Raw genomic sequence first — 18,318 nt, forward strand, 5'->3', positions numbered from 1 at the left:
CCCGTGCGATTCGAGGGCGCGGGCTGGTACATGTTGCGGCTCTTGGGCTTGCGCTTCTCGCGCCTCGAATGTTCTTCGCGTAGGTGATTTTTGAACTTTGTTCGGGAGGGATAATGCCAGTCACATGCAGGTTCTGCGACACCCCAGACAGTGTTGCCGCTGCTGCCGCGACATTGATTGCGAAGCGAATCGAGTCAGTGATCGGTGTGTCCGGTGAGTGCGTTGTTGCACTGGCTGGCGGTTCCACGCCGATCGCGACGTACAGCGCGCTGCGGTCGCTCGATATCGACTGGTCGCGAGTGCATTTCGTGCAGACCGACGAGCGGGTGATTCCCGAGGCCCGGCAGCGGTCGGCAGCGCTGATCGAGACGGCGTTCGGGCTCGGAGATCGACGGTGCCAGGCTCGATGGCATCCGGTGCCGATGTGCGGAGACGGGGATCGCGCGGCTATCGCATATGCCGGGCGGCTTGCTGCTGTTCGCCCTGGCGGAGTACCGGACATCGCCGTCCTGGGCCTGGGCACCGACGGGCACACCGCCTCGATATTCAGTCACACTCTGGATTCGGACTCGCGGGCGTCGGTCGTGAGGAGCACCTATCACGGGGAGCAGAGGATCAGCCTGGGCCTCGAGTATTTGCGGGCGATCCCGACACGAGTCCTGTTGGCGACTGGTATCAGCAAGCGGGCCGCATTGACCTCGGTCCTGGCCCCGGCAAAGACCAGTGTGCGGGTGCCGGCCGCTGTTGTCCTCGGCGAGGATGGATATGTATTCGCCGATGTCGCGGCTCGGCCGGAGCGAGGTTGAGGCGCGGATGATGATGTACAACGGCGAGTCGGTGATCGTGTTCGACCTCGGCGGAACCTGGTGGCGCTCGGCAATTCTGACGCCTGATGGCACCTTCGCCGAGTGGCAGCGTCAGGCTGCGGTGACCAAGGCGCGTACGGGCAGCAACGCGGCCACCCTTCGTGAGTTGATGGTGCAGTTCCTGCTCGACAGGGCTCGCCAGCTCGCGGCTCAGCAGCCCGCGATCCGGGATGTCGGGATCTCCCTGGGCGCGGCGATCAACGGTCATTCCGGCCAGGTCCTGGCGAGTGCACCGATGTGGGGTGACAACACCGACCCCTACGACCTGCGTGCGGTGCTGGCCTCGGCCGAGCCGAGCTTGCGCTGGTGGGTAGCCAATGATGTCACCTGCCTGGCCCTGGCGATCTGTGCGAACGAGCGGGTTGCCCGGAGCGATCTGCGTGCACTCACCGCGGTCACTGTGAGCAGCGGAATCGGTGCTCGGACAATCGATGTGCGCAGTGGCGAGGTGCTGCTGGATCGTCAACACGGGATGCAAGGGGAGATCGGGCATCTGCCTGCGCTCACACCCGCCCCCCTGGGCGTGGAGCCGCCGTTGTGTCATTGCGGGGCTACCGGGCATGTATCGGCGATCGCGGCAGGCCATGCGATCGAAGCGATGCTGGCGCAGTTCGCGGGCATCCTCGATCTAGGCGAGGCCACCGGCGACGAGGGAGCGTCCCGTTTGCCGATGCTGCGTGATGCGATAGCGGCGGACAACCCGTCGGCGGTGTCGTTTCTGGACGCGGTGACCGCGCCGCTGGCGCGGGCGCTGTTGTATGTGCTGGCGGTCGATCCTCGTGTCGAGCGGGTCTTCCTATCCGGCGGTGTCGTCGACACGCTCGGCGATCACTACATGAACAGCTTGTATCGGAGGCTGGAGTCCGACGGGCTGTATCTCGTTTCCGTATATCAGCCCAGCATCTTTCGGGACCGGATTTCCCGGTGGGACTCCGACGGTTTCGAACCGTTGCGCGGTGCCGGATTGTTCGCTCGCAAACAGTCACTCCCAGCCGGGGATAGGAGTCGATGACATGGACCGCATATGGGCTATCGGTGCGACACAACCCGTTTCGTACCAGATCCGGCGCACCCACCACTGCCTGGATCCCGATAACAGCGACTTGGCCGACGCGGTCGGCATCGGTACACGGCGCACGCTGGTGTTCGTGGATTCGACCGTCATGAGCCTGTTCGGCGACCCGATCATCGGCTACTTCGACAACTACACCACTGCCTGCACGGTGGTTCCGATCGAGACGACCGAGCGGAGCAAGAACTCCGACACAGTGGGGCGGATCATCCGCGAATACGACAAGTTCGGCCTCAGCCGCCGCCGCGACGCGGTGGTCGCAATCGGCGGTGGAGTCTTGACCGACGTGGTCGGCTTCGCTGCGAGTATCTACCGGCGCGGCGTGCCGTACATCCGGGTACCGACCACACTGCTCGGGATGGTCGACGCGGCCGTCGGGGTCAAGACCGGGATCAACTTCAACGGCCGTAAGAACCGGCTGGGCACGTATTTCGCGGCCACCGACACGATTGTGGACCCCGGCTTCTTGACCACCCTTCCCGACCGTCAGATATCCAACGGTATGGCCGAAATCCTGAAGATCGCGCTGGTCAAGGACAGCGGTCTGTTCGACCGGATCGAGCACCGGTGGACCACACCGCGCGGTTTCGGCACCCACAGCGCGGTCAGCGGTCCGATCATCGACGCTGCGATCACCGCGATGCTCGAAGAGCTCGAACCGAATCTATGGGAGCAGAACCTCGCGCGGCTGCCCGATTTCGGACACACCTTCAGCCCAGCGTTCGAGCTTGCAGCCAAGCCGAGGCTATATCACGGCGAAGCCGTCGCGATCGACATCGCCCTCTCGTGCCTGGTGTCCTTGCACCGGGCCCTCATCGACAAGGACTGCTTCACCAGGATAGTCACGCTCCTGACCCGGGTCGGGCTGCCGTTGAGCCACGCGTGCATCACTGAGGACATCCTGGCCGCCGGCTTGGCCGACTCCATCCGCCACCGCGACGGCAACCAGAACATCCCCCTGCTCACCACGATCGGCACCGCCATATTCGCCCAGGACATTTCCCTCAAGGAAGTGATCACTGCGGCTCAGGAGCTACGCCGTCTTCACACCGACCTGTGCGAATTGCGGTGCGCATGACCACGATCGACAACCGCGCCCTCGTCCGCACGGGCACCGACCTTCGCCTCCAACGGAGTTCGATCCACCATCATTCAGGCGACGGGCCGTTGCGGCGCATCCTGCGTGCGGGGGTGTGCGGTACCGACCTGCAAATCCAGCGGCAGATTCGACCAGACAAGGCTGCGGTCCTCGGCCATGAAGGAATCGCCGTGCGTTTCGACGACGATGGCACCGCACAGTGTTGCGAGATCTTCAATCCCGTCGACCCGCACGACCAGGACATCGTCCTGGGGCACAGCTACGACGGGATCCTGCAGGACTTCATCGCCAACACCGTCCCGTCTCGCTGCGTGGTGCCCGCCCAAGAGTGCTTACCGGTCGATCTCGGCGCGCTGGTCGAACCAACCGCCACAGCCCTCTATGCCTGGGAGTTGATGCGCCCTCACCTGCCGCCGATGGCATCGGTGGCGATCTTCGGGGGCGGTTGCGCCGCACTGCTGATGACGATCCTGGGCGAGAACCTCGGATACCGGATGCACCTGATCCATCCACGCCGGGACAGGCTCGACTTCATCGCGGCCCTCGGAGTGCTGAACTCCGCCGAGCTGGCCGACTTCTCCCGGCCCGACAGCGCCCAAGGCGCGGTCCTCTGCCTGCCGCGCGAGGCGGCGTGGCAGGCGATCGAACAAGCCACCTACACCCTGACTGTCGGTGGTGTGCTGGACCTGTTCGGCGGAATCCCCACTGGCCCAACCCATCCAGCACTTCCACACATCCCGCTCGATGGCGTGCGCCGCATGAACGCGTGCGGTAAAACTCAGGACCCCCGGCACATCGACGCGATCACCAGCACAGGAAAACAACTACGGATCACCGGTCATCGAGGAACGTCCCCCGCGCACCTGCACGCGGCCCAGCAGCACCTGATCACTGCGCCTGTACAGTACGGAAAGCTTGTGACACAAGTGATTTCCCTCTCCGAGGCAGCGAACGACATCCCGGCGATGGCTCGGCGCGACAGGAGCCGCGGCGAGTACGCCAAAATCGTGGTCGATCTGGTTATGCCGCAGCGGTCGCGCGCTGTCGACCTCGACACCACCGTGGCGGATCTGCTCCAGGAGCTTCCATGACCACCACGAGCACAATCAGGTATCTGCGCATCGAGCACAGCAACCGAGCAGCGTTCCTCGCCACCGCCGAAACGCGACCGAATAACGATGAGGATCAGCTAGGCACAGTGATTTTCGCTCCGCGCGTGGCCGGAATATGTCGGTCCGATCTGCGGGAGATTACCGGTACGCGGTTCGGGCGCAGGGACTTCGGCCACGAATTGGTCGGCACCGTCCAATCCGCCCCTACACCGTTGAAGGCGCTCGAAGGCTGCACCGCCGTGTTCGATCCACATCCCATCCTGACCCGACGCACCTCCGGATTCGCCGAACTGGTCGAACTCACCGGCGACTCCGGTCAACTGGCAGCAGCGTTGGTCCCCGTCCCGGCGGGCCTGGACGATCCGATCGCGGTGTTCACCGAGCCCCTCGCCTGCGCCGTGCACTGCGCGTCGCGCCTGCATCAGGTCACCGCCGAGGTCGGCATAGACCCGCAAGGCCCGATCGCAGTGCTCGGCGCGGGCATGGCCGGCACATTGATCTGCGCCGTGCTCACCGCGCAAGGCCACCGCTGCACGCTGATCAACCCCCACCCTGAGCGGATCGAGTTCCTCAACGCCCGTAACGTCCTGCCCCGCCGTATCCTGCAGCCCCACCCTGACAGCTCGCGATACCAGCGCGTCGTTCTGGCGACCGCCGCCGCGACACCGGAGCACCTGGCCGCCGGTATCAGGCTCCTGGAACCGAGCGGGCTATTGATCCTGTTCGCCGGAACACAGCCCGCCACCACCCTCGGCGGGACCGACATCGACCAGGTGCGCCGCGAACAACTCACGCACCCGGTGACCAGTGGAACCAAACCGTTGACCTTCGCCGGTACCTACGGCGCGCTCCGGCGGGACTTCCTCGACGCTCTGTCGCTGCTGACCGAACACCCCGGACCCGGGCAGTGGTCGCTTGCGCTCAGCGTGCAACGCCTCACCACCGGTGCCCTCACTCTGCAGGCTGCCGCGGACTATCTCACCACTCACGCCGACCGAGGTGTGCTGGGCAAAACGCTCGTGCACATCCGCCCACCGAATTCGGAAAAGTCGCTGTGAAAGTGCCTCGATACAACTACCGCAGCCAATTCGACGATCTGCCTGCCGTCACCGAGCGCATCGGCCGAGCCCTGGTCGAAGGGACCTACATCCTGGACGACATAGTGGCACGCTTCGAACACCGCTTCGCGACCTACCTCGGCACCCGATACGCGATCGGGGTCAACTCCGGCACCGATGCGTTGGTCCTGGCGCTCACCGCCCTGGGCATCGGCCCCGGCGACGAGGTCATCACCGTGGCAAACACCTTCCACGCCACCGTCCTTGCCATCACCACAGTCGGGGCCACACCTGTGCTCGTCGATTGCGAACCCGACACCTACCTCATGGACCTGACCGCTGCCGACGCGGCGTGCGGTCCCCGAACCCGGGCGATCCTCGCGGTGCACCTGTTCGGCCGCTCCCTCGACATGGACAAACTCACCAGGATCGCGAGTCGGCACCATGTCGCCGTCGTGGAAGATTGTGCGCAAGCTGCGGGCGCGACCTGGGCAGGCCAGCGAGTTGGGACCTTCGGTGTCGTGGCCGCCTTCAGCTTCCACCCCAGCAAGAACCTCGGCGCCGCAGGAGACGCCGGTGCCGTAGTCACCAGCGACCCACAGATCGCCCACACCGTGAAGATCCTGCGTGGCCTCGGCCAAGACGGCCAGAACAACCACATCGCACTCGGAGTCAACTCCAAGCTCGACACGCTCCAAGCCATCGTGCTCGACGCCAAACTCGACCACCTGGACCACTGGAACACCCAGCGCAAACACATCGCCGCTCACTACTCGAAAGCACTGCACCGCATAGGGGTTCGTGCTCCCGCACCGCCCACGCCATCGGGTGATCACGTGTATCACCTCCTGCAGATCGCGCTCCCACACCGAGACGTGGTGCTGCACCGGTTGCGGGCCGATGGCATCGACGCGGTCGTGCGCTACCCGACACCGATCCACCGGCAACCCGCCTTCGCGCACTGTGGCTTCGAGATGGCGTTTCCCCACACCGATCACCAGGCTGCTCACACGCTGTGCCTGCCGATCCGCCCGGACCTCACCGCAGAAGACATCAGCCACGTCTGCGCCAGCCTGCACCAGACCATCACCGACCAGGAGACCCACGCATGAACATCTTCGTAGCCCCAGCCCTGCTGGGAGCCGACCCGCTGGACCTGCGCAGCGCGATCGACCGCGTGGAGCACAGCGCCGCACCATATCTGCACCTGGACGTCATGGACGGGCACTACACCAACGACATCAGCTTCGGCCTACGGACCCTGGCTGCCATTCGCGCCCACACCCCGATCCAACTCGACGTACATCTGCAAACCCTGCACCCCGAACGCCACATCGACGATCTCATCCGGATTGGAGTCGACCGCGTCTCGATGCACGTTGACGCCGCTACCGACATCACCGCTGCACTCGATGCGCTGCAAACCGCAGGGCTCCGAAAAGGACTCGTGCTCAACCCCGAACACGGCATCGAGCACCTCGACCCCTACCTCGCCCGGCTCGACTTCATCATTCTCATGACCAGCAAACCCGGCACCAGCACCTTCGACACCGCTGTCCCGGATAAAGTCCGCGACCTTCGGGCCCAGCTCACCGAAAAGTACCTCGACACCGTGGAACTCATCGCCGACGGCGGCATCACACCCAGTACCGCCCCCCAGGTGATCGACGCTGGGATCGACACCCTGGTCGCCGCCAGCGCCATCTTCGCCTCCCCACACGACACCATCAACGGCGCAATCAATGCCCTGGCCCACGCCGCCAGCCCGGCACTGCCCGACGCGGGCGCGTAGCCGCAACGCGACCGCCCTGGCACGTATTCCAACCCCTGCAACAAGCCGGGGACCGGCGATCGTCCCGGACCGGTGCACTGCCCGGCTAGGCTGGACAGCCGAGCCGATCCCCGGTGCTCGCCCCGCGACCACGGGGCGGTTGCCGCACGATGGATATCTTTGTGCGTCAAGGGCTTTCAGATCTCCAGAAGCCAACCGAACTGTGTGAAGGAAGGAATTGCCCCTCGTGCCCGAGGACCCCGGACCCGTGGCGGTCGAGATCGTGACACAGGTGAGCGGCGAGATACTGGCGGCTCTCGCCGCCCTGCTACCCCAACTGTCGACGTCTGCGCCCTCGCTGACCCGTGAACGGCTTGAGGCGGTCGTGGCCGAGCCCAGCACTCAGCTGCTGATTGCCCGGACCGACAGCGCCATCGCTGGCATGCTCACGCTCGTCACGTACACCATTCCCACCGGCCTGCGAGCTCGTATCGAAGACGTGGTCGTCGACGACACCACACGCGGACGCGGCGTAGGAAAAGCGTTGACCGCCACCGCGATCGACTTCGCCACACAACGCGGGGCGCGAACAATTGACCTCACCTCGGCGCCGGAGAAGACCGCGGCGAACACCTTGTACCGCAACCTCGGCTTCGCGCCACGCCACACAACGACCTACCGCATCACCCCCGCCCGCCCCGACCAGAACGAACGACTGTAGGGGCAACACATGGCGAATCGCCGACGGCGGCCCACGCGCCGCGCCGAAGCCCGCCAGCTTTTGAACTGCGCTCGCCCGTGAGCCACTCGAAAAGGACCCCGAATGGATGCTTCACCAACCCTCGAAGAGCAAATCCGTCACCACGCGCTGACTCTGGCGTCTATCGCCAACAACGGGCTGGTGTTCAGCACCGACGTTTTCGACCGGCAACGCTACGAGCAGACCCAGTCGATAGCCACCGAACTACTCGCCATGATCAGCAAGGGCACACCCGCGGAGCTGGACAAGATCGTGGCCCTCGAAGAGGGCTACATGACACCCAAGGTCGATGTGCGCGGCGGGGTCTTCGACGACACCGGGCGGGTCCTGCTCATCCGTGACCGCAGCGACGAACAATGGACACTGCCCGGCGGCTGGTGCGACATCCTGGAACCGCCGTCGGAAGCGATCGAACGCGAGGTGCAGGAAGAGTCCGGGCTCACCGTCCGTGCTACCAAACTCGTCGCTGTCCTGGATCGCGACGTACAGAAGCACGAGCCGGTGTTTCCGTACCACGTGTACAAGATGTTCTTCCTCTGCGACGTCGAATCACACGGGGAGCCAAGCCCTATCGAAACCATGGAGGTCGACTGGTTCCCCATCGACAAACTCCCCGAACTCTCCAAAACCCGCGTACTCGAAAGCCAGATCCGGACCCTCCACGAGCACTGGACCGCACCGCAACTACCGACCGTTTTCGACTAGTCCCTGAGCCCGCCCCACTGCGGTGCGACGGAGGGCTGGGGCAAGTCAGCGGCGGTCGAACTGTCCGTCCGCGATCCCTTTGGTGAAGGCGTCCCACTCCTGAGCGTCGTAGGCCAACTGCTCGCCGCGGGGGGCGGTGAGTGTGGCGCTTCCGTCGGTGCTGACGTTGATGGCCAGCACATGGTTCAGCGTGCCGGATTCATGGTTCAGGGCGAGGTCCAGGACCGCCTGCCAGTGTTCGGCTGGAACGGTGATGATCGGCTGGGCCTGGGCGGGGCCGGTGTACTTGCTGTCACGGATGAGCACGGCGTTACGCGTGTGGGCGACCTCGACGCAGGTCTGGTCGCCACCGCTGAAGGTGGATTTGAAGAAGGTGCCGTTCACAGTTCTAACCTTATCTCCGACTTGCGATTCGATCGATCAGCTCCAGCGATGGCTCCTGTTCCAGGGCGATCGACTGAATTTGGTTGTACAGGTAGTCCAGTGCGGTGACTCGTTTGGGATCCTCGACGAGTTCGCCATACGCGGCCGATTCGACCCATCCCACGGTCGGCAGGCGCGCGCTTTCGAAGTCCAGCAGATGGAACGTGGCCGAGTTGAGGCTGGCGATCGCGCCGCCCGCTTCGAAGGGGATCACACGGAGGTCGAGCGTGCCCCGGTGCTGTTCGGCGAGTTCGATGAGGTGCCGAAGCTGTTCTCGATGCACGTCCGGTCCGCCGACCTCGTACATCAACGCGGCCTGACCCATCACCACCCTCAGTTCCAGCGGCTCGGGCTCATCGAGCCGGACCTGTCGTTGCAGGCGGGCTTTGACGCGTTGCTCCACCTCGGTGGGCCGACCGGTGGTGACGCTGGCGTTCATCAGAACCCGAATGTAGTCCTCGGTCTGCAACAGCCCGGGAACGACGCCGTTCTCGAAACTCCGGATGGTTTGCGCGCCTGCCTCCAAGCCGTAGAACCGCACCAATTGTTCGTTGAACAAGGCGGAGAACTCCGCGAACGCGCTGCGTGTCTTGGCGACCTCCCGCAATGCGAGCAGCTCGGACTGCTCGCCGGCGTCGAGTTCGAGCAGGTGCATCAGGATTTTCAGCTTGTCTTCGCTGAGGTTGCCACGGCCTCTGGTCAGCGCGGACCAGTACTGCTGAGTGACGTCCAGCGCCGTTGCGATCGCAGCGGTCTTCATGCCGCGCTCCTCGGCGCGAGCGCGAAGCCGAAGCATCAATTCCCAGTTCGCGACCGCTGACGACGTTGTTGCCATGGTGATCCTTCCGCTGGAAGAGGCCGCCAACACCCTACAGCACACGGTCCTACAGATTATTCGCCAGACGTATTGCCTAGTTGTAACAACTACGCGTAGCGTGTGATCGACACAACACATCGAACTACTGATTGCTTCGGGTCTTTCCGAAAAGGAATCGAGGAACGATGGGGCGCACACCGCTACGGCAGATACCTCATGCTCGGCACACATCCGCCACGGTCGGCGGCAGGACGCCGTGCCCACGCGGCCGGACTCCCGCAATCGACCTGACACGACCACGGATACGGCTTCCACGCGCACCAGGCGTGGCCCACTGGCGGACCAGCCACGATTGGAACCATCGGCGGCACAACGTACCTCACCGAACCGCCAGGCTTTGCGGCACGCAGATCGCTGCCGTGGCCAACTTGCCCCTCGCCGAGGGTGTCGACGACTCGGCCGACAACAGGTTGTCGTCGCGACCGAGCAGTCGAAACCCATTGCCGCACAGCGGAGCCCGCCATGTCGAGCCCTGCACTCCGATCGATCGGAACGCACGGTGAACCACGTTTTGCCACGTACGCCGCCGGTGCGGTTGCAAGGGATCGTGCGCACGGACATCTCCAAGAATCCCGAGGGTGATATGCAGGACATCTGCCGGTTGGCGCGCGTGCTCGGGGCCGCGCTTGATTCGATTCTGATCGTTGAGGATGACTCCGACTATCCAATGTTGTTCGCGCTGTTGGCGTTCGGTGTCGCGGTTGCTGTGCCCGACGCGCGGCATCTGGGTGATTGGTTGCCGCTGCTGCGCGGCGCGGTGGAGGTGTGGACGCTGAGCCCGTGGGGTCGCGTTGTGGGGGATGAGTCGTGACCGGACTGCCCTCGCCGCGTCGGCATCTACACGTGGATTCGGGCCCGTTGCATCTGGACTACCACGGCCCTGCTGAACAGGTCCTGGCTGTCGCGGCCGAGCTGACCGCGTCCGGCACCGTGACCGTGCGGGTGGACACCGACATCCGCCCTGAACACCGAGCGCTGCCGTGCGGTGGCCTGTGGCCTGCTCCGGGACCCGAAACCCTCGACCGCGAGCCGCCGTCCACGCCAGTGGAACTCCTGTAGCCCGCTGGCAGTAAGTGAAGAACCGAAGGGACAGAAAGAATGACTGCTCTGCTCATGCCTGCACTCGATGTCATCGACGCGGGTGCTGTCGATGGTCGGTGCCGCAGATATGCAGAAGAGTTCGGATTCGATGTCGCGTTCGATCGGGCATTGAGCGCGATATGCCTGACCATGACCGCCGCATCCGCGGTGATGGTGCCTTCCACGCTCGGCCGAAAGGTCGTGTCACGACTGAGTGCGGTGCCGGTGTTCTCGGTCGATCGTCGTGGGCACCGGTTGTGGGTGCTGCTGGCCGATGCTCCCGCCTCGCCGGTGGAAGCGGACCGGATGACGTTGCGGCTGTTCGCTGTTGGTGCGATGCCGGTGCTGGCACGCGCCAGGATCGCGCTGCCTACGCCGGGTGATCCGCGTCGGGTGTGGTTGTACCCGCCTGTGGGCCGGGCCCGCCCCGGATGGGCCGAGCTGGCCGAGGCCATCACCGGTGCCGCAACCCGAGGTGGTGGCCGTTCTCATGCCTGAACCGTCCGCTGTTGAATCCATCGTGAAGGAAGTCGAGTCCATGAAAACCGGAGTTGTCGAGTGGTTCAGCCCGCAGCGCGGGTACGGATTCATCACCGGTACCGAAGGCGACAACATCTTCGTTCACTACTCGGGCCTGATCGACAAGGGAGCCGACTCTCCGAGAACCGGTGACCAGGTGACCTATGACGTGGCGGCCACCAGTCGGGGCCCGAAAGCGGTCCACGTCCGCATCGTCCGCCGGGCAGCCCCGGCCCCAGGGTTGGACGCGGAGGCGGCGTCGGGGGCGTCGAGTGGTGATGAGCATGTCTGATCGGATGTATCCACACATGTTCGTCCACACGGGGAGTCGCTTCGCCGAAATCCTGTGCGGCGTGGAGCTTTTCGACAAGTTGAGTACCGGTCGTGCGCGTGAGCTGGCCGAGATCCACGACGGTCACCTGGTGGACGAGTGCGCGGTCCTGCGCGCAGCGCAGGCATGCCTGAGAGTCGGGAGCGCCGGTGCTCACCGGCGCGAGGGCTGGCGGAAGCGTTTGTGTCAGAAAGGGTTCGGTGTGTCCTATTCGGGTGCGAGTGAGTTCTCTGGTCATGACTGTGGTGAGGATCCGGGGCCGATCTGTTCGGTGTTGATCGCGGTGGCGATGGCGGGCCTGACTCGCGGGTGTGAACCGGGTGAGTGCCGGATGCGCGAGCGGGTCGCCGAGGCGTTCGCCGAGTTCGGTATCGCCGAACCTCGTCCGCCGCGCTTGTGCGTCGAGGGCGCGAACGCCCTGCACGTGGGTCGGATCACCGGTTCGGTCATGGATGCTGCTGCTGTGGTGGGGGAGGTGTCCGTCGTGTATTGCTGCATCGATCCCGGCCCGGTGCCCGAGCCTCTGGGACGAGTCCTGAGCGACATCCACCACGGCTGCGACGTGCGGCGGTGTCGCGCGAAACAACGTGCACGCGAAGCGATCACACCCGGTACGCCCGCGATCCCGGTAGCCGAATGCCGAGTGGACCGAGGGAAGATCACCGCAGCGGCAGCGCGGGTCGGCACCGCGTATACCAGCGTGCTGTGGGCCGAAGCCGCCTTGCGCACAGGCCAACCCGGAGCGGGCGCGGCGATGATCACCGCGACCGCTGAGTTGGGGGCCGCGCGCCGCCGCCGCGACGCATTATTCCTGCGCGCTGTCCCGGTCGACGGCACGATCCCGTCCGACCTGATCGCCCAGTTCGGGCTGTCCTTGCGTGAGGTGCGTCGGCTCGTGCCCACCAGCGCCGCATGCGCACCACCAGGAGCGTGCCGATGAGCGAACACCGCGACTCGCGCTTTTCCCGTGATGCGGGCCTGGGGCCGGAACACACCGAGCCGGGCCCGGCCGGGCAGCGGATCCTCCAGGAACTCGATGAGCTGATCCAGCGTCTCCGGAACCCGTACGAGACCACATGGCCGCCACCAGAACACCCGACAGGTCCCAGGCCGCACGCGGACGGGGAGGCGCGCGGATGAACATTCCTGCTGCGATGCCCCTGGCCGTCCCGGGTCCAGCTGTGCGGGTGGTGAATCCGGCGTTGCCGACCAGCCGCGAGTTGCTGGCCGCGATGGACGGCCGGGTACCGTGCGAGCATCCCGCCGCACCGATTCTGCGGGCCGCGTTCCTGCTGGCGAACCTGGATACCTGGCTCGATCCCGATGCCGTGGTCACCCGCACAGGTGATTGCGGGTCCACGGTGTTATGGGAGCTGGGCATCTTCGACATCAGCCAAATCGTGCGGGCACGGCTGGTCGATGACATCAACCGCGTCGCATGTTCCGGGCAGGTCGGCCCGGCCGTGGACGCAGTGGCCCGTGCCTGGTCCGAACACCGGCGCGCGAGCGGCTACCGCAACACCCGGTTCGACGACGCGCTGTGGCGGCGCGCGGTCGCCGCGCTCATCGCCGCCCGCGTCCACTACACGCGCGTGCGCCGCACCCACACGCTCGGTCTCTACCGGAAAAGCCTGGTGAGACAACCAGTACCAGCAAGCCCCGGCCGTAGAGCAGCCCTTCTGCGGTAGTGCGGAGGAATCCGGCGAGCCCATGGTGCTCGCCGGATTCGCCGCTCGCCTGGCAGGGGCGGAGGTGCCGTCGCGGCGGCTCGCCCCTGGATGTGGAGGCCGCCCAGCCGTTGTGACGACGGACGCTAGTTGGGTCAACTATCGTCAGCACTGGCCATCCGTGGCCCTGTCGTCACAGCCGTGGAGGCTATTCGGTGGTGTCCGTGTGGGGCCAGAATAGGAAGCCGCGGATTTCGGGGAGGTCGGTGACTTCGGTGAGTTGGACGCTGAGGGTGTAGCGCTGACCGGTGGCGGGGTCGCGCAGTCGCAGGGGCTGGTTGTCCAGGCAGCGGCCGTGGGCGACGTGGATGCTGTTGTGCCAGTAGTGGTTGAAGACCTCGTTGCGTGAGAGCTGCTGGAATAGGTTGATGACTTGGGGGTCGTTGCGGTAGTGGGCGAAGGTGCCGCGCAGGGTGCCCACGAGCCATTGCGCTTCGCGGCGGGGGTCGGTGAGCATCGGTGTGGCTGGGGAGGGTTCGGGCGAGGGAGGCAGCGCCCAGAGGGCGAGGTTGTCCGCAACTTTCAGCCCGGGGAAGATCCGGAAGAACCTGTCGTTCGCGGTGAGGACGTTCCAGAGCGGGTCGAGGTAGCCCAGGGCCAGGGTCGCGTCGAGGATGTTCAGCAGGGACCGGCGGGCGGGTGTGATGCGTTCCCGCAGCTCGTGCGCTGATGGCAGGGCAGCGGGTGGCTGGCACAGGTCCCGGGTGAGGCGGGCTTGGGCGTCGTCGAGCTGGTATCCGGTGATGAGGCTTTCGATGACGTCGGGTTTGGGGATGATCTGCCCGTGTTCGATGTCTTTCACGTATGTCCAGCTGACGCCGGTGGCGGCTTGGGATTGGGGCCGGCTGAGGTTGCGGTACTCGCGGATATCGCGTGTCCAGCAGGCCATGCAGATCACGGTGCCGGGCTCGCAGTACGTCGCGCGGTGTTCGGTGTGCATTGGTCAAACCCCCTACTTTTGGGTCTTCCGCCCAGGATCGCCAGACGGATAGAGTGAAAGGTTGCTCGCTTGATCGCCCCCCGGAGACTCTTCAATAGGTATCAGACCTAGATCGGTAACGCAACGGTTTTGCGGTTGAACCTTTTAGTAGCCAATCAGTAGCTGTAATCAGGGTTTTCTCAGCTTCTTTGTGACGCGGGACACAACCATTCGTGTCGCGGAAAAAAATTTGCAGGGGTGCTGCTGACGTCCCTTTCTTATATTTCCGCTGGCAGGCGGCGGGCCGGTGACGCGAATGCGGAATGGGAGGTAAACGTCCTCCCTCGAACCTCTAGCGCGGCAGCGTGTTCTGTGTGTTGGATGAAGATTGTTCATCCCACACGCACGGAAGGTAAGAATCTCGTGGATCCTTTATCTGTCTTGTCATTGGTGAGCCTCGTGTCGGACATCGCGGTGAATGTGGTCGCCCTCGCGACCGATGCCTGGAACGCGGTCGCACCGCTGCTGCCGCACTAGTAACCCTCCCCTCCCCGCGGGTGGCTCCTGGCTGTGTGTTCCGCAGCCGGGAGCGCCTCCCCGGCGCGCAGTGAGCGCGCCATTCCGAACTTCCCTAACTCACCCTGAAAGGGTCTATTCGGCATGCCTGAAAAAGAAATACACCCAACAAATTCACGGTCGATCAATCCTCGCCCAGAACCCTTTGTCGGACGAGTCTCCCCACGCTTTTCGGTCGATCCGAAGCGTGCTTTGTGGGCCCGTGTGATGGCCGCGGGCGTAGTGCCGGTGATGATTGTCCTGGCCGTCCCCGGGGACGCGTCCGGGGCTGGTGCCGGGCCGATTGCCAACCAGCCCGGAGTGACCACCGACATCCAGCCGGGCACCCCGACCCCGACCCCATCGCCGTCTCCGGCATCGGATCCTGCGGCATACCCGGAGCAACCGCCGTCGGTGCGTAATGGGCCGGTGCCTCGGCCGGAGCCGTCGTCCGCTCCGGTCCCGGCGGTGACGGTGGCGGATCTGCATCCGCCGCGCCCGGTACCGCAGGTTGCGCCGATCGCGCCGCCGCCCAACGAGATTCGCATCGGCCAATTCGAAGCGCCCTCCCCGCCGTGGCTCCCCGGTCAGGTGCGCGACGCGATCAACACCACCGCCGCCGGTGCCGAAGCGCAGGTCTCCACCGCCCTGGACTCGATCGGGATCCCGCCGGGCCGCTCGGACCGGGTCGCGGGTGCCACAGCGGCGGGGACTGGGATCGGGGCCGCGATCGGCGGCACCATCACCGCCGCCCCCGCTGCCGCGGTGGGTGCGGTCGTAGGTGGTCTGATCGGTGGCACGGTCGGCGGGATCGCCGGAGCCGCTGTGGGCACGGTCGTCGCGGTCCCGGTGATCGGCACCGTCACCTCCGGAGTCGCCGGAACCGCCATCGGCGCAGCAGCCGGAGCAGCAGCAGGGGCGTTGATCGCTGGAGCACCCGCCGCGATCGCCGGTGCGGTGATCGGCGGCACCGTCGGTGCGGGCTTCGGCGCCGGAGTCGGGGTGGACCAGCGGTGACCACGACCTCCTGGTTCCGTACTCGCACAGCCACCGCGGCCGTGCTGAGCACCCTCGGCGCAAGCCTCCTCATGGCACCGGCCGGTGCCGCGCCGGCCCCGCCCGCACCGGGGTGCCCGGCGTTGTGGGTGCTCGCGGTCCAAGGCACCGGCCAGTCCTCCCCGGCCGCGAGCCCGACCGCTGACACCGGGGTGCTCGGCGCGCTGCTGGGCCCGGTGGTCGCGGCGGTCCCGAATCTGGTGCAGCGCACCTACATTCCCTATCCGGCCGGATTCGGCGGCGCTCCGGGAGCCGGTGGCGGACCCGAGTCGTACACCGTCTCGGTGACCGACGCGATCCGGCAGCTGGACGCGGCTGCCGGGCAGATCGTGGCTCGCTGCCCGGGCGCCGAGCTCGCGGTGGTCGGGTATTCCCAAGGTGCGCAAGCAGTCTCGCAGTTCGCGCGAGATGTCGGTGCCGGGCGAGGCCCGATCCCGGCCACCAAGGTCGCCGCTGTTGCCCTCTACGCGGACCCCGAACGCACGGCGGGCTCACCGGTGTTTCCCGGCCGCCCTGGCCAGACGGTGCCCGATCGCCCCCCGGGCACCACCAATGGCGCGGTGTCCACAGTGCGCATCGCTGTACCCCCCGCACCGGGCAGCGGCATCGCGGCCGACAACGCCAGCTACGGCGCGTTGACCGGTCGGGTCGCGGACATCTGCGTCGACGGAGACCTGGCGTGCGCGGCCCCGCAGCACGTCGCGCTCCTGCGGGTCGGAGCCGAGATCGCCGCGCAAGCCGACCTGTCGAACCCGATCGCCGCCGCCGCGAGCCTGCAACGAGTGCTGTCGGGCGCGTTGGGCTCGGCGTGGACCACGGTCGTGCTCAACGACTTCGACCTCGGCCCAGCCACCGTCGACTACCGCCCCCGCACCCCGCTGTCGACACGGTTGATCGACGCCGCCGATCCCCGCATCCCCGCACTGTCACCCGACCGGGTTTGCGAGGCGAACCAGCGGTGGATCCAGATCACCGCCACCCTCCTCGCGCACCCGGGCGAGGTGCCGAAGCTCGCCGGCCAACTCGCCGGAGCATGGGGGCAGCTGGTCGCCGACGACACCGATCTGACCAACCCGGCGGTGTGGGCGAGTTTCGCAGCGACGGTCACCGCGCACGACGGTTACGCGGCCACCGGCCAGCTCGCTTCCGGGATCGCCTGGCTCGTGGCGGTGGCCCACGACCTCGCCCAAGGAGGGCCCCGATGACCGAGCTGAAACACACCGACACAACGGTTTCCGACACACCACGAGCCAAGGCGAACAACGGCAAGGCCATGGTGACCGACAGCGAGTTCTACACCCCACCTGCTTTGGCGAAGCCCCACCGGCCAGGAGATGTGCTGCGCGTGCGTCCGGTCACCCTGAACCTGCCACGAGCAGGCACGGCGTGGCAGATCCTGTACGTCTCCCAAGACGTCCACGGCGAGCCGATCCCGGTCTCTGGCACCGTCATCACCCCCACGAACCACAAGCGCGCCGAGGAAGGTCCGGTGCTGGTGTACCACCCGAGTTTCCACGGCCTCGGCGGTCCGTGTGCCCCCTCGCAGTTGCTGGCCGCGGGCACCGAACCCGACAGCGCACAGATCAGCGCGGTCCTGGCTCGCGGCTGGCGGGTCGCTGTCGTGGACGGGCACGGTCTCGGGGTACTCGGGCTGGGGCCGCACACGTTTCTGACCGGCCGCACCGCGGGGCAGGTGATGCTGGATCTGGCCCGCGCCGCCACCCGCATCCCCGCCTTGCACGCAGTGGATGCGCCGATCCTGTTGTGGGGCTATGCCGACGGAGGGCGCGCGGCGGTGTGGGCCGGGGGCCTGCAGCCCGGCTACGCCCCGGACCTGGACCTGCGAGGGATCGCCGCCGGGGCGGTGGTCACCGACCCGGGCCCGATCCTGCGGCACCTGGACCGAAGTCCGTGGGCGGGTGTGGGGTTCGCGGGCATGATCGGGCTCTCGCACGCGCACTACCATCTGCCGTTGCGGCACGTGTTCACCGAGGCCGCCCGCGTCCTGCTGACCGACGCCGAGTCTGCGAGCCGGACGCAGTTGTGTGAGCGGTACCGGCACCCGGTCGCGACCTGGTGCGAACGCTCTGACCCGTGGAACGACCCGATGTGGCGGCACGTGCTCAATCTCGAAATCACCGGTGCCGCAGGCGTTCCCAGAGCGCCGGTGCATCTGTATCACGGGGCCAAGGACGCGATCGTGCCGGTCGGGTTCGGTCGCCTGCTCTACACCGACCTGCGCGCCCATGGCGCGCGGGCGGATTGGCGATCCTACGACGCGGACCACTTCCGCACTGCCCGCACTGCCACAGACGACGTCTTGGCCCAGCTCGCGCATGACCTCACCGACTCGACGCACACGTGACCCGCACGGCGGCGAATCTTGTC

At 66.1% G+C, this 18,318-nt stretch carries 23 protein-coding genes; 20 read left to right on the forward strand and 3 right to left on the reverse strand.

Going from position 1 to position 18,318, the window contains the following annotated elements; translation table 11 throughout:
* The first annotated feature begins 113 nt into the window (after positions 1-113).
* The 9 genes from AC5WS7_RS32900 (at position 114) to AC5WS7_RS32940 (ending at position 8,443) form a co-directional block, all read left to right on the forward strand.
* The gene (locus AC5WS7_RS32900) at positions 114-806 is read left to right on the forward strand and encodes a 6-phosphogluconolactonase (protein ID WP_495958511.1); all 693 of its coding nucleotides are present in this window, start codon (positions 114-116) and stop codon (positions 804-806) included.
* Entirely contained in the window at positions 766-1,878 is a 1,113-nt protein-coding gene (locus AC5WS7_RS32905; protein WP_495958512.1) for an ROK family protein, read from the forward strand. Before AC5WS7_RS32900 ends, AC5WS7_RS32905 begins: the two co-directional genes overlap by 41 nt.
* Before the next feature lies 1 nt (position 1,879).
* Positions 1,880-3,016, forward strand: coding sequence for a sedoheptulose 7-phosphate cyclase (locus AC5WS7_RS32910; RefSeq protein WP_495958513.1), 1,137 nt, complete (start codon positions 1,880-1,882; stop codon positions 3,014-3,016).
* Positions 3,013-4,128: an MDR/zinc-dependent alcohol dehydrogenase-like family protein gene (locus AC5WS7_RS32915; RefSeq protein ID WP_495958514.1), complete on the forward strand. Its 1,116-nt coding sequence runs from the start codon at positions 3,013-3,015 to the stop codon at positions 4,126-4,128. Before AC5WS7_RS32910 ends, AC5WS7_RS32915 begins: the two co-directional genes overlap by 4 nt.
* A complete protein-coding gene (locus tag AC5WS7_RS32920) occupies positions 4,125-5,207 on the forward strand; it encodes a hypothetical protein (protein WP_495958515.1) in 1,083 nt (360 codons plus the stop codon). Before AC5WS7_RS32915 ends, AC5WS7_RS32920 begins: the two co-directional genes overlap by 4 nt.
* Positions 5,204-6,319, forward strand: coding sequence for a DegT/DnrJ/EryC1/StrS family aminotransferase (locus tag AC5WS7_RS32925; protein ID WP_495958516.1), 1,116 nt, complete (start codon positions 5,204-5,206; stop codon positions 6,317-6,319). The genes AC5WS7_RS32920 and AC5WS7_RS32925 overlap by 4 nt, the downstream gene beginning before the upstream one ends.
* Positions 6,316-6,999: a ribulose-phosphate 3-epimerase gene (locus AC5WS7_RS32930; RefSeq protein ID WP_495958517.1), complete on the forward strand. Its 684-nt coding sequence runs from the start codon at positions 6,316-6,318 to the stop codon at positions 6,997-6,999. Before AC5WS7_RS32925 ends, AC5WS7_RS32930 begins: the two co-directional genes overlap by 4 nt.
* A 247-nt stretch (positions 7,000-7,246) precedes the next feature.
* Positions 7,247-7,699, forward strand: a complete 453-nt coding sequence (locus AC5WS7_RS32935) for a GNAT family N-acetyltransferase (RefSeq protein ID WP_495958518.1) — start codon at positions 7,247-7,249, stop codon at positions 7,697-7,699.
* 102 nt (positions 7,700-7,801) lie between these two features.
* Complete coding sequence (locus AC5WS7_RS32940) at positions 7,802-8,443, forward strand: NUDIX hydrolase (protein ID WP_495958519.1); 642 nt, start codon at positions 7,802-7,804, stop codon at positions 8,441-8,443.
* A 45-nt stretch (positions 8,444-8,488) separates the two neighbouring features.
* Here AC5WS7_RS32940 and AC5WS7_RS32945 read toward each other — a convergent pair whose 3' ends face one another.
* Both AC5WS7_RS32945 and AC5WS7_RS32950 read right to left on the reverse strand, forming a co-directional pair.
* Positions 8,489-8,827 (reverse strand): DUF397 domain-containing protein, encoded by a 339-nt coding sequence (locus AC5WS7_RS32945; protein ID WP_495958520.1) that lies wholly within the window; start codon positions 8,825-8,827, stop codon positions 8,489-8,491.
* Between the two features lie 10 nt (positions 8,828-8,837).
* Complete coding sequence (locus AC5WS7_RS32950; protein WP_495958521.1) at positions 8,838-10,337, reverse strand: helix-turn-helix domain-containing protein; 1,500 nt, start codon at positions 10,335-10,337, stop codon at positions 8,838-8,840.
* On the opposite strand from AC5WS7_RS32950, the gene AC5WS7_RS32955 reads away from it, so the two are divergent.
* Genes AC5WS7_RS32955 through AC5WS7_RS32985 form a run of 7 tightly spaced genes read left to right on the forward strand, consistent with a single transcriptional unit; the run spans position 10,291 to position 13,361 of the window.
* Entirely contained in the window at positions 10,291-10,554 is a 264-nt protein-coding gene (locus AC5WS7_RS32955) for a hypothetical protein (RefSeq protein ID WP_495958647.1), read from the forward strand. The two genes, AC5WS7_RS32950 and AC5WS7_RS32955, sit on opposite strands and share 47 nt — an antisense overlap.
* Positions 10,551-10,802: a hypothetical protein gene (locus tag AC5WS7_RS32960; RefSeq protein WP_495958522.1), complete on the forward strand. Its 252-nt coding sequence runs from the start codon at positions 10,551-10,553 to the stop codon at positions 10,800-10,802. The genes AC5WS7_RS32955 and AC5WS7_RS32960 overlap by 4 nt, the downstream gene beginning before the upstream one ends.
* A gap of 39 nt (positions 10,803-10,841) precedes the next feature.
* On the forward strand, positions 10,842-11,321 hold the full coding sequence (locus tag AC5WS7_RS32965; protein ID WP_495958523.1) for a hypothetical protein: 480 nt from the start codon (positions 10,842-10,844) through the stop codon (positions 11,319-11,321).
* On the forward strand, positions 11,314-11,634 hold the full coding sequence (locus AC5WS7_RS32970; RefSeq protein WP_495958524.1) for a cold-shock protein: 321 nt from the start codon (positions 11,314-11,316) through the stop codon (positions 11,632-11,634). The genes AC5WS7_RS32965 and AC5WS7_RS32970 overlap by 8 nt, the downstream gene beginning before the upstream one ends.
* Positions 11,627-12,613: a hypothetical protein gene (locus AC5WS7_RS32975; protein WP_495958525.1), complete on the forward strand. Its 987-nt coding sequence runs from the start codon at positions 11,627-11,629 to the stop codon at positions 12,611-12,613. The genes AC5WS7_RS32970 and AC5WS7_RS32975 overlap by 8 nt, the downstream gene beginning before the upstream one ends.
* Entirely contained in the window at positions 12,610-12,813 is a 204-nt protein-coding gene (locus AC5WS7_RS32980) for a hypothetical protein (RefSeq protein WP_495958526.1), read from the forward strand. The genes AC5WS7_RS32975 and AC5WS7_RS32980 overlap by 4 nt, the downstream gene beginning before the upstream one ends.
* Complete coding sequence (locus AC5WS7_RS32985; RefSeq protein WP_495958527.1) at positions 12,810-13,361, forward strand: hypothetical protein; 552 nt, start codon at positions 12,810-12,812, stop codon at positions 13,359-13,361. Before AC5WS7_RS32980 ends, AC5WS7_RS32985 begins: the two co-directional genes overlap by 4 nt.
* A 187-nt stretch (positions 13,362-13,548) precedes the next feature.
* On the opposite strand, the gene AC5WS7_RS32990 is transcribed toward AC5WS7_RS32985, so the two are convergent.
* The gene (locus tag AC5WS7_RS32990) at positions 13,549-14,340 is read right to left on the reverse strand and encodes a helix-turn-helix domain-containing protein (RefSeq protein ID WP_495958528.1); all 792 of its coding nucleotides are present in this window, start codon (positions 14,338-14,340) and stop codon (positions 13,549-13,551) included.
* Positions 14,341-14,700: 360 nt separating this feature from the next.
* Here AC5WS7_RS32990 and AC5WS7_RS32995 point away from each other — a divergent pair, with 360 nt between their 5' ends.
* From AC5WS7_RS32995 to AC5WS7_RS33010, 4 genes are all read left to right on the forward strand, one after another.
* A complete protein-coding gene (locus tag AC5WS7_RS32995; protein WP_495958529.1) occupies positions 14,701-14,856 on the forward strand; it encodes a hypothetical protein in 156 nt (51 codons plus the stop codon).
* A 486-nt stretch (positions 14,857-15,342) separates the two neighbouring features.
* The gene (locus AC5WS7_RS33000; RefSeq protein ID WP_495958530.1) at positions 15,343-15,891 is read left to right on the forward strand and encodes a hypothetical protein; all 549 of its coding nucleotides are present in this window, start codon (positions 15,343-15,345) and stop codon (positions 15,889-15,891) included.
* A complete protein-coding gene (locus AC5WS7_RS33005) occupies positions 15,888-17,135 on the forward strand; it encodes a cutinase family protein (protein ID WP_495958531.1) in 1,248 nt (415 codons plus the stop codon). Before AC5WS7_RS33000 ends, AC5WS7_RS33005 begins: the two co-directional genes overlap by 4 nt.
* A complete protein-coding gene (locus tag AC5WS7_RS33010) occupies positions 17,132-18,295 on the forward strand; it encodes a lipase family protein (protein ID WP_495958532.1) in 1,164 nt (387 codons plus the stop codon). The genes AC5WS7_RS33005 and AC5WS7_RS33010 overlap by 4 nt, the downstream gene beginning before the upstream one ends.
* The last annotated feature ends 23 nt before the right edge of the window (positions 18,296-18,318 follow it).

This window comes from Nocardia sp. PLKS1-43, assembly GCF_059510335.1.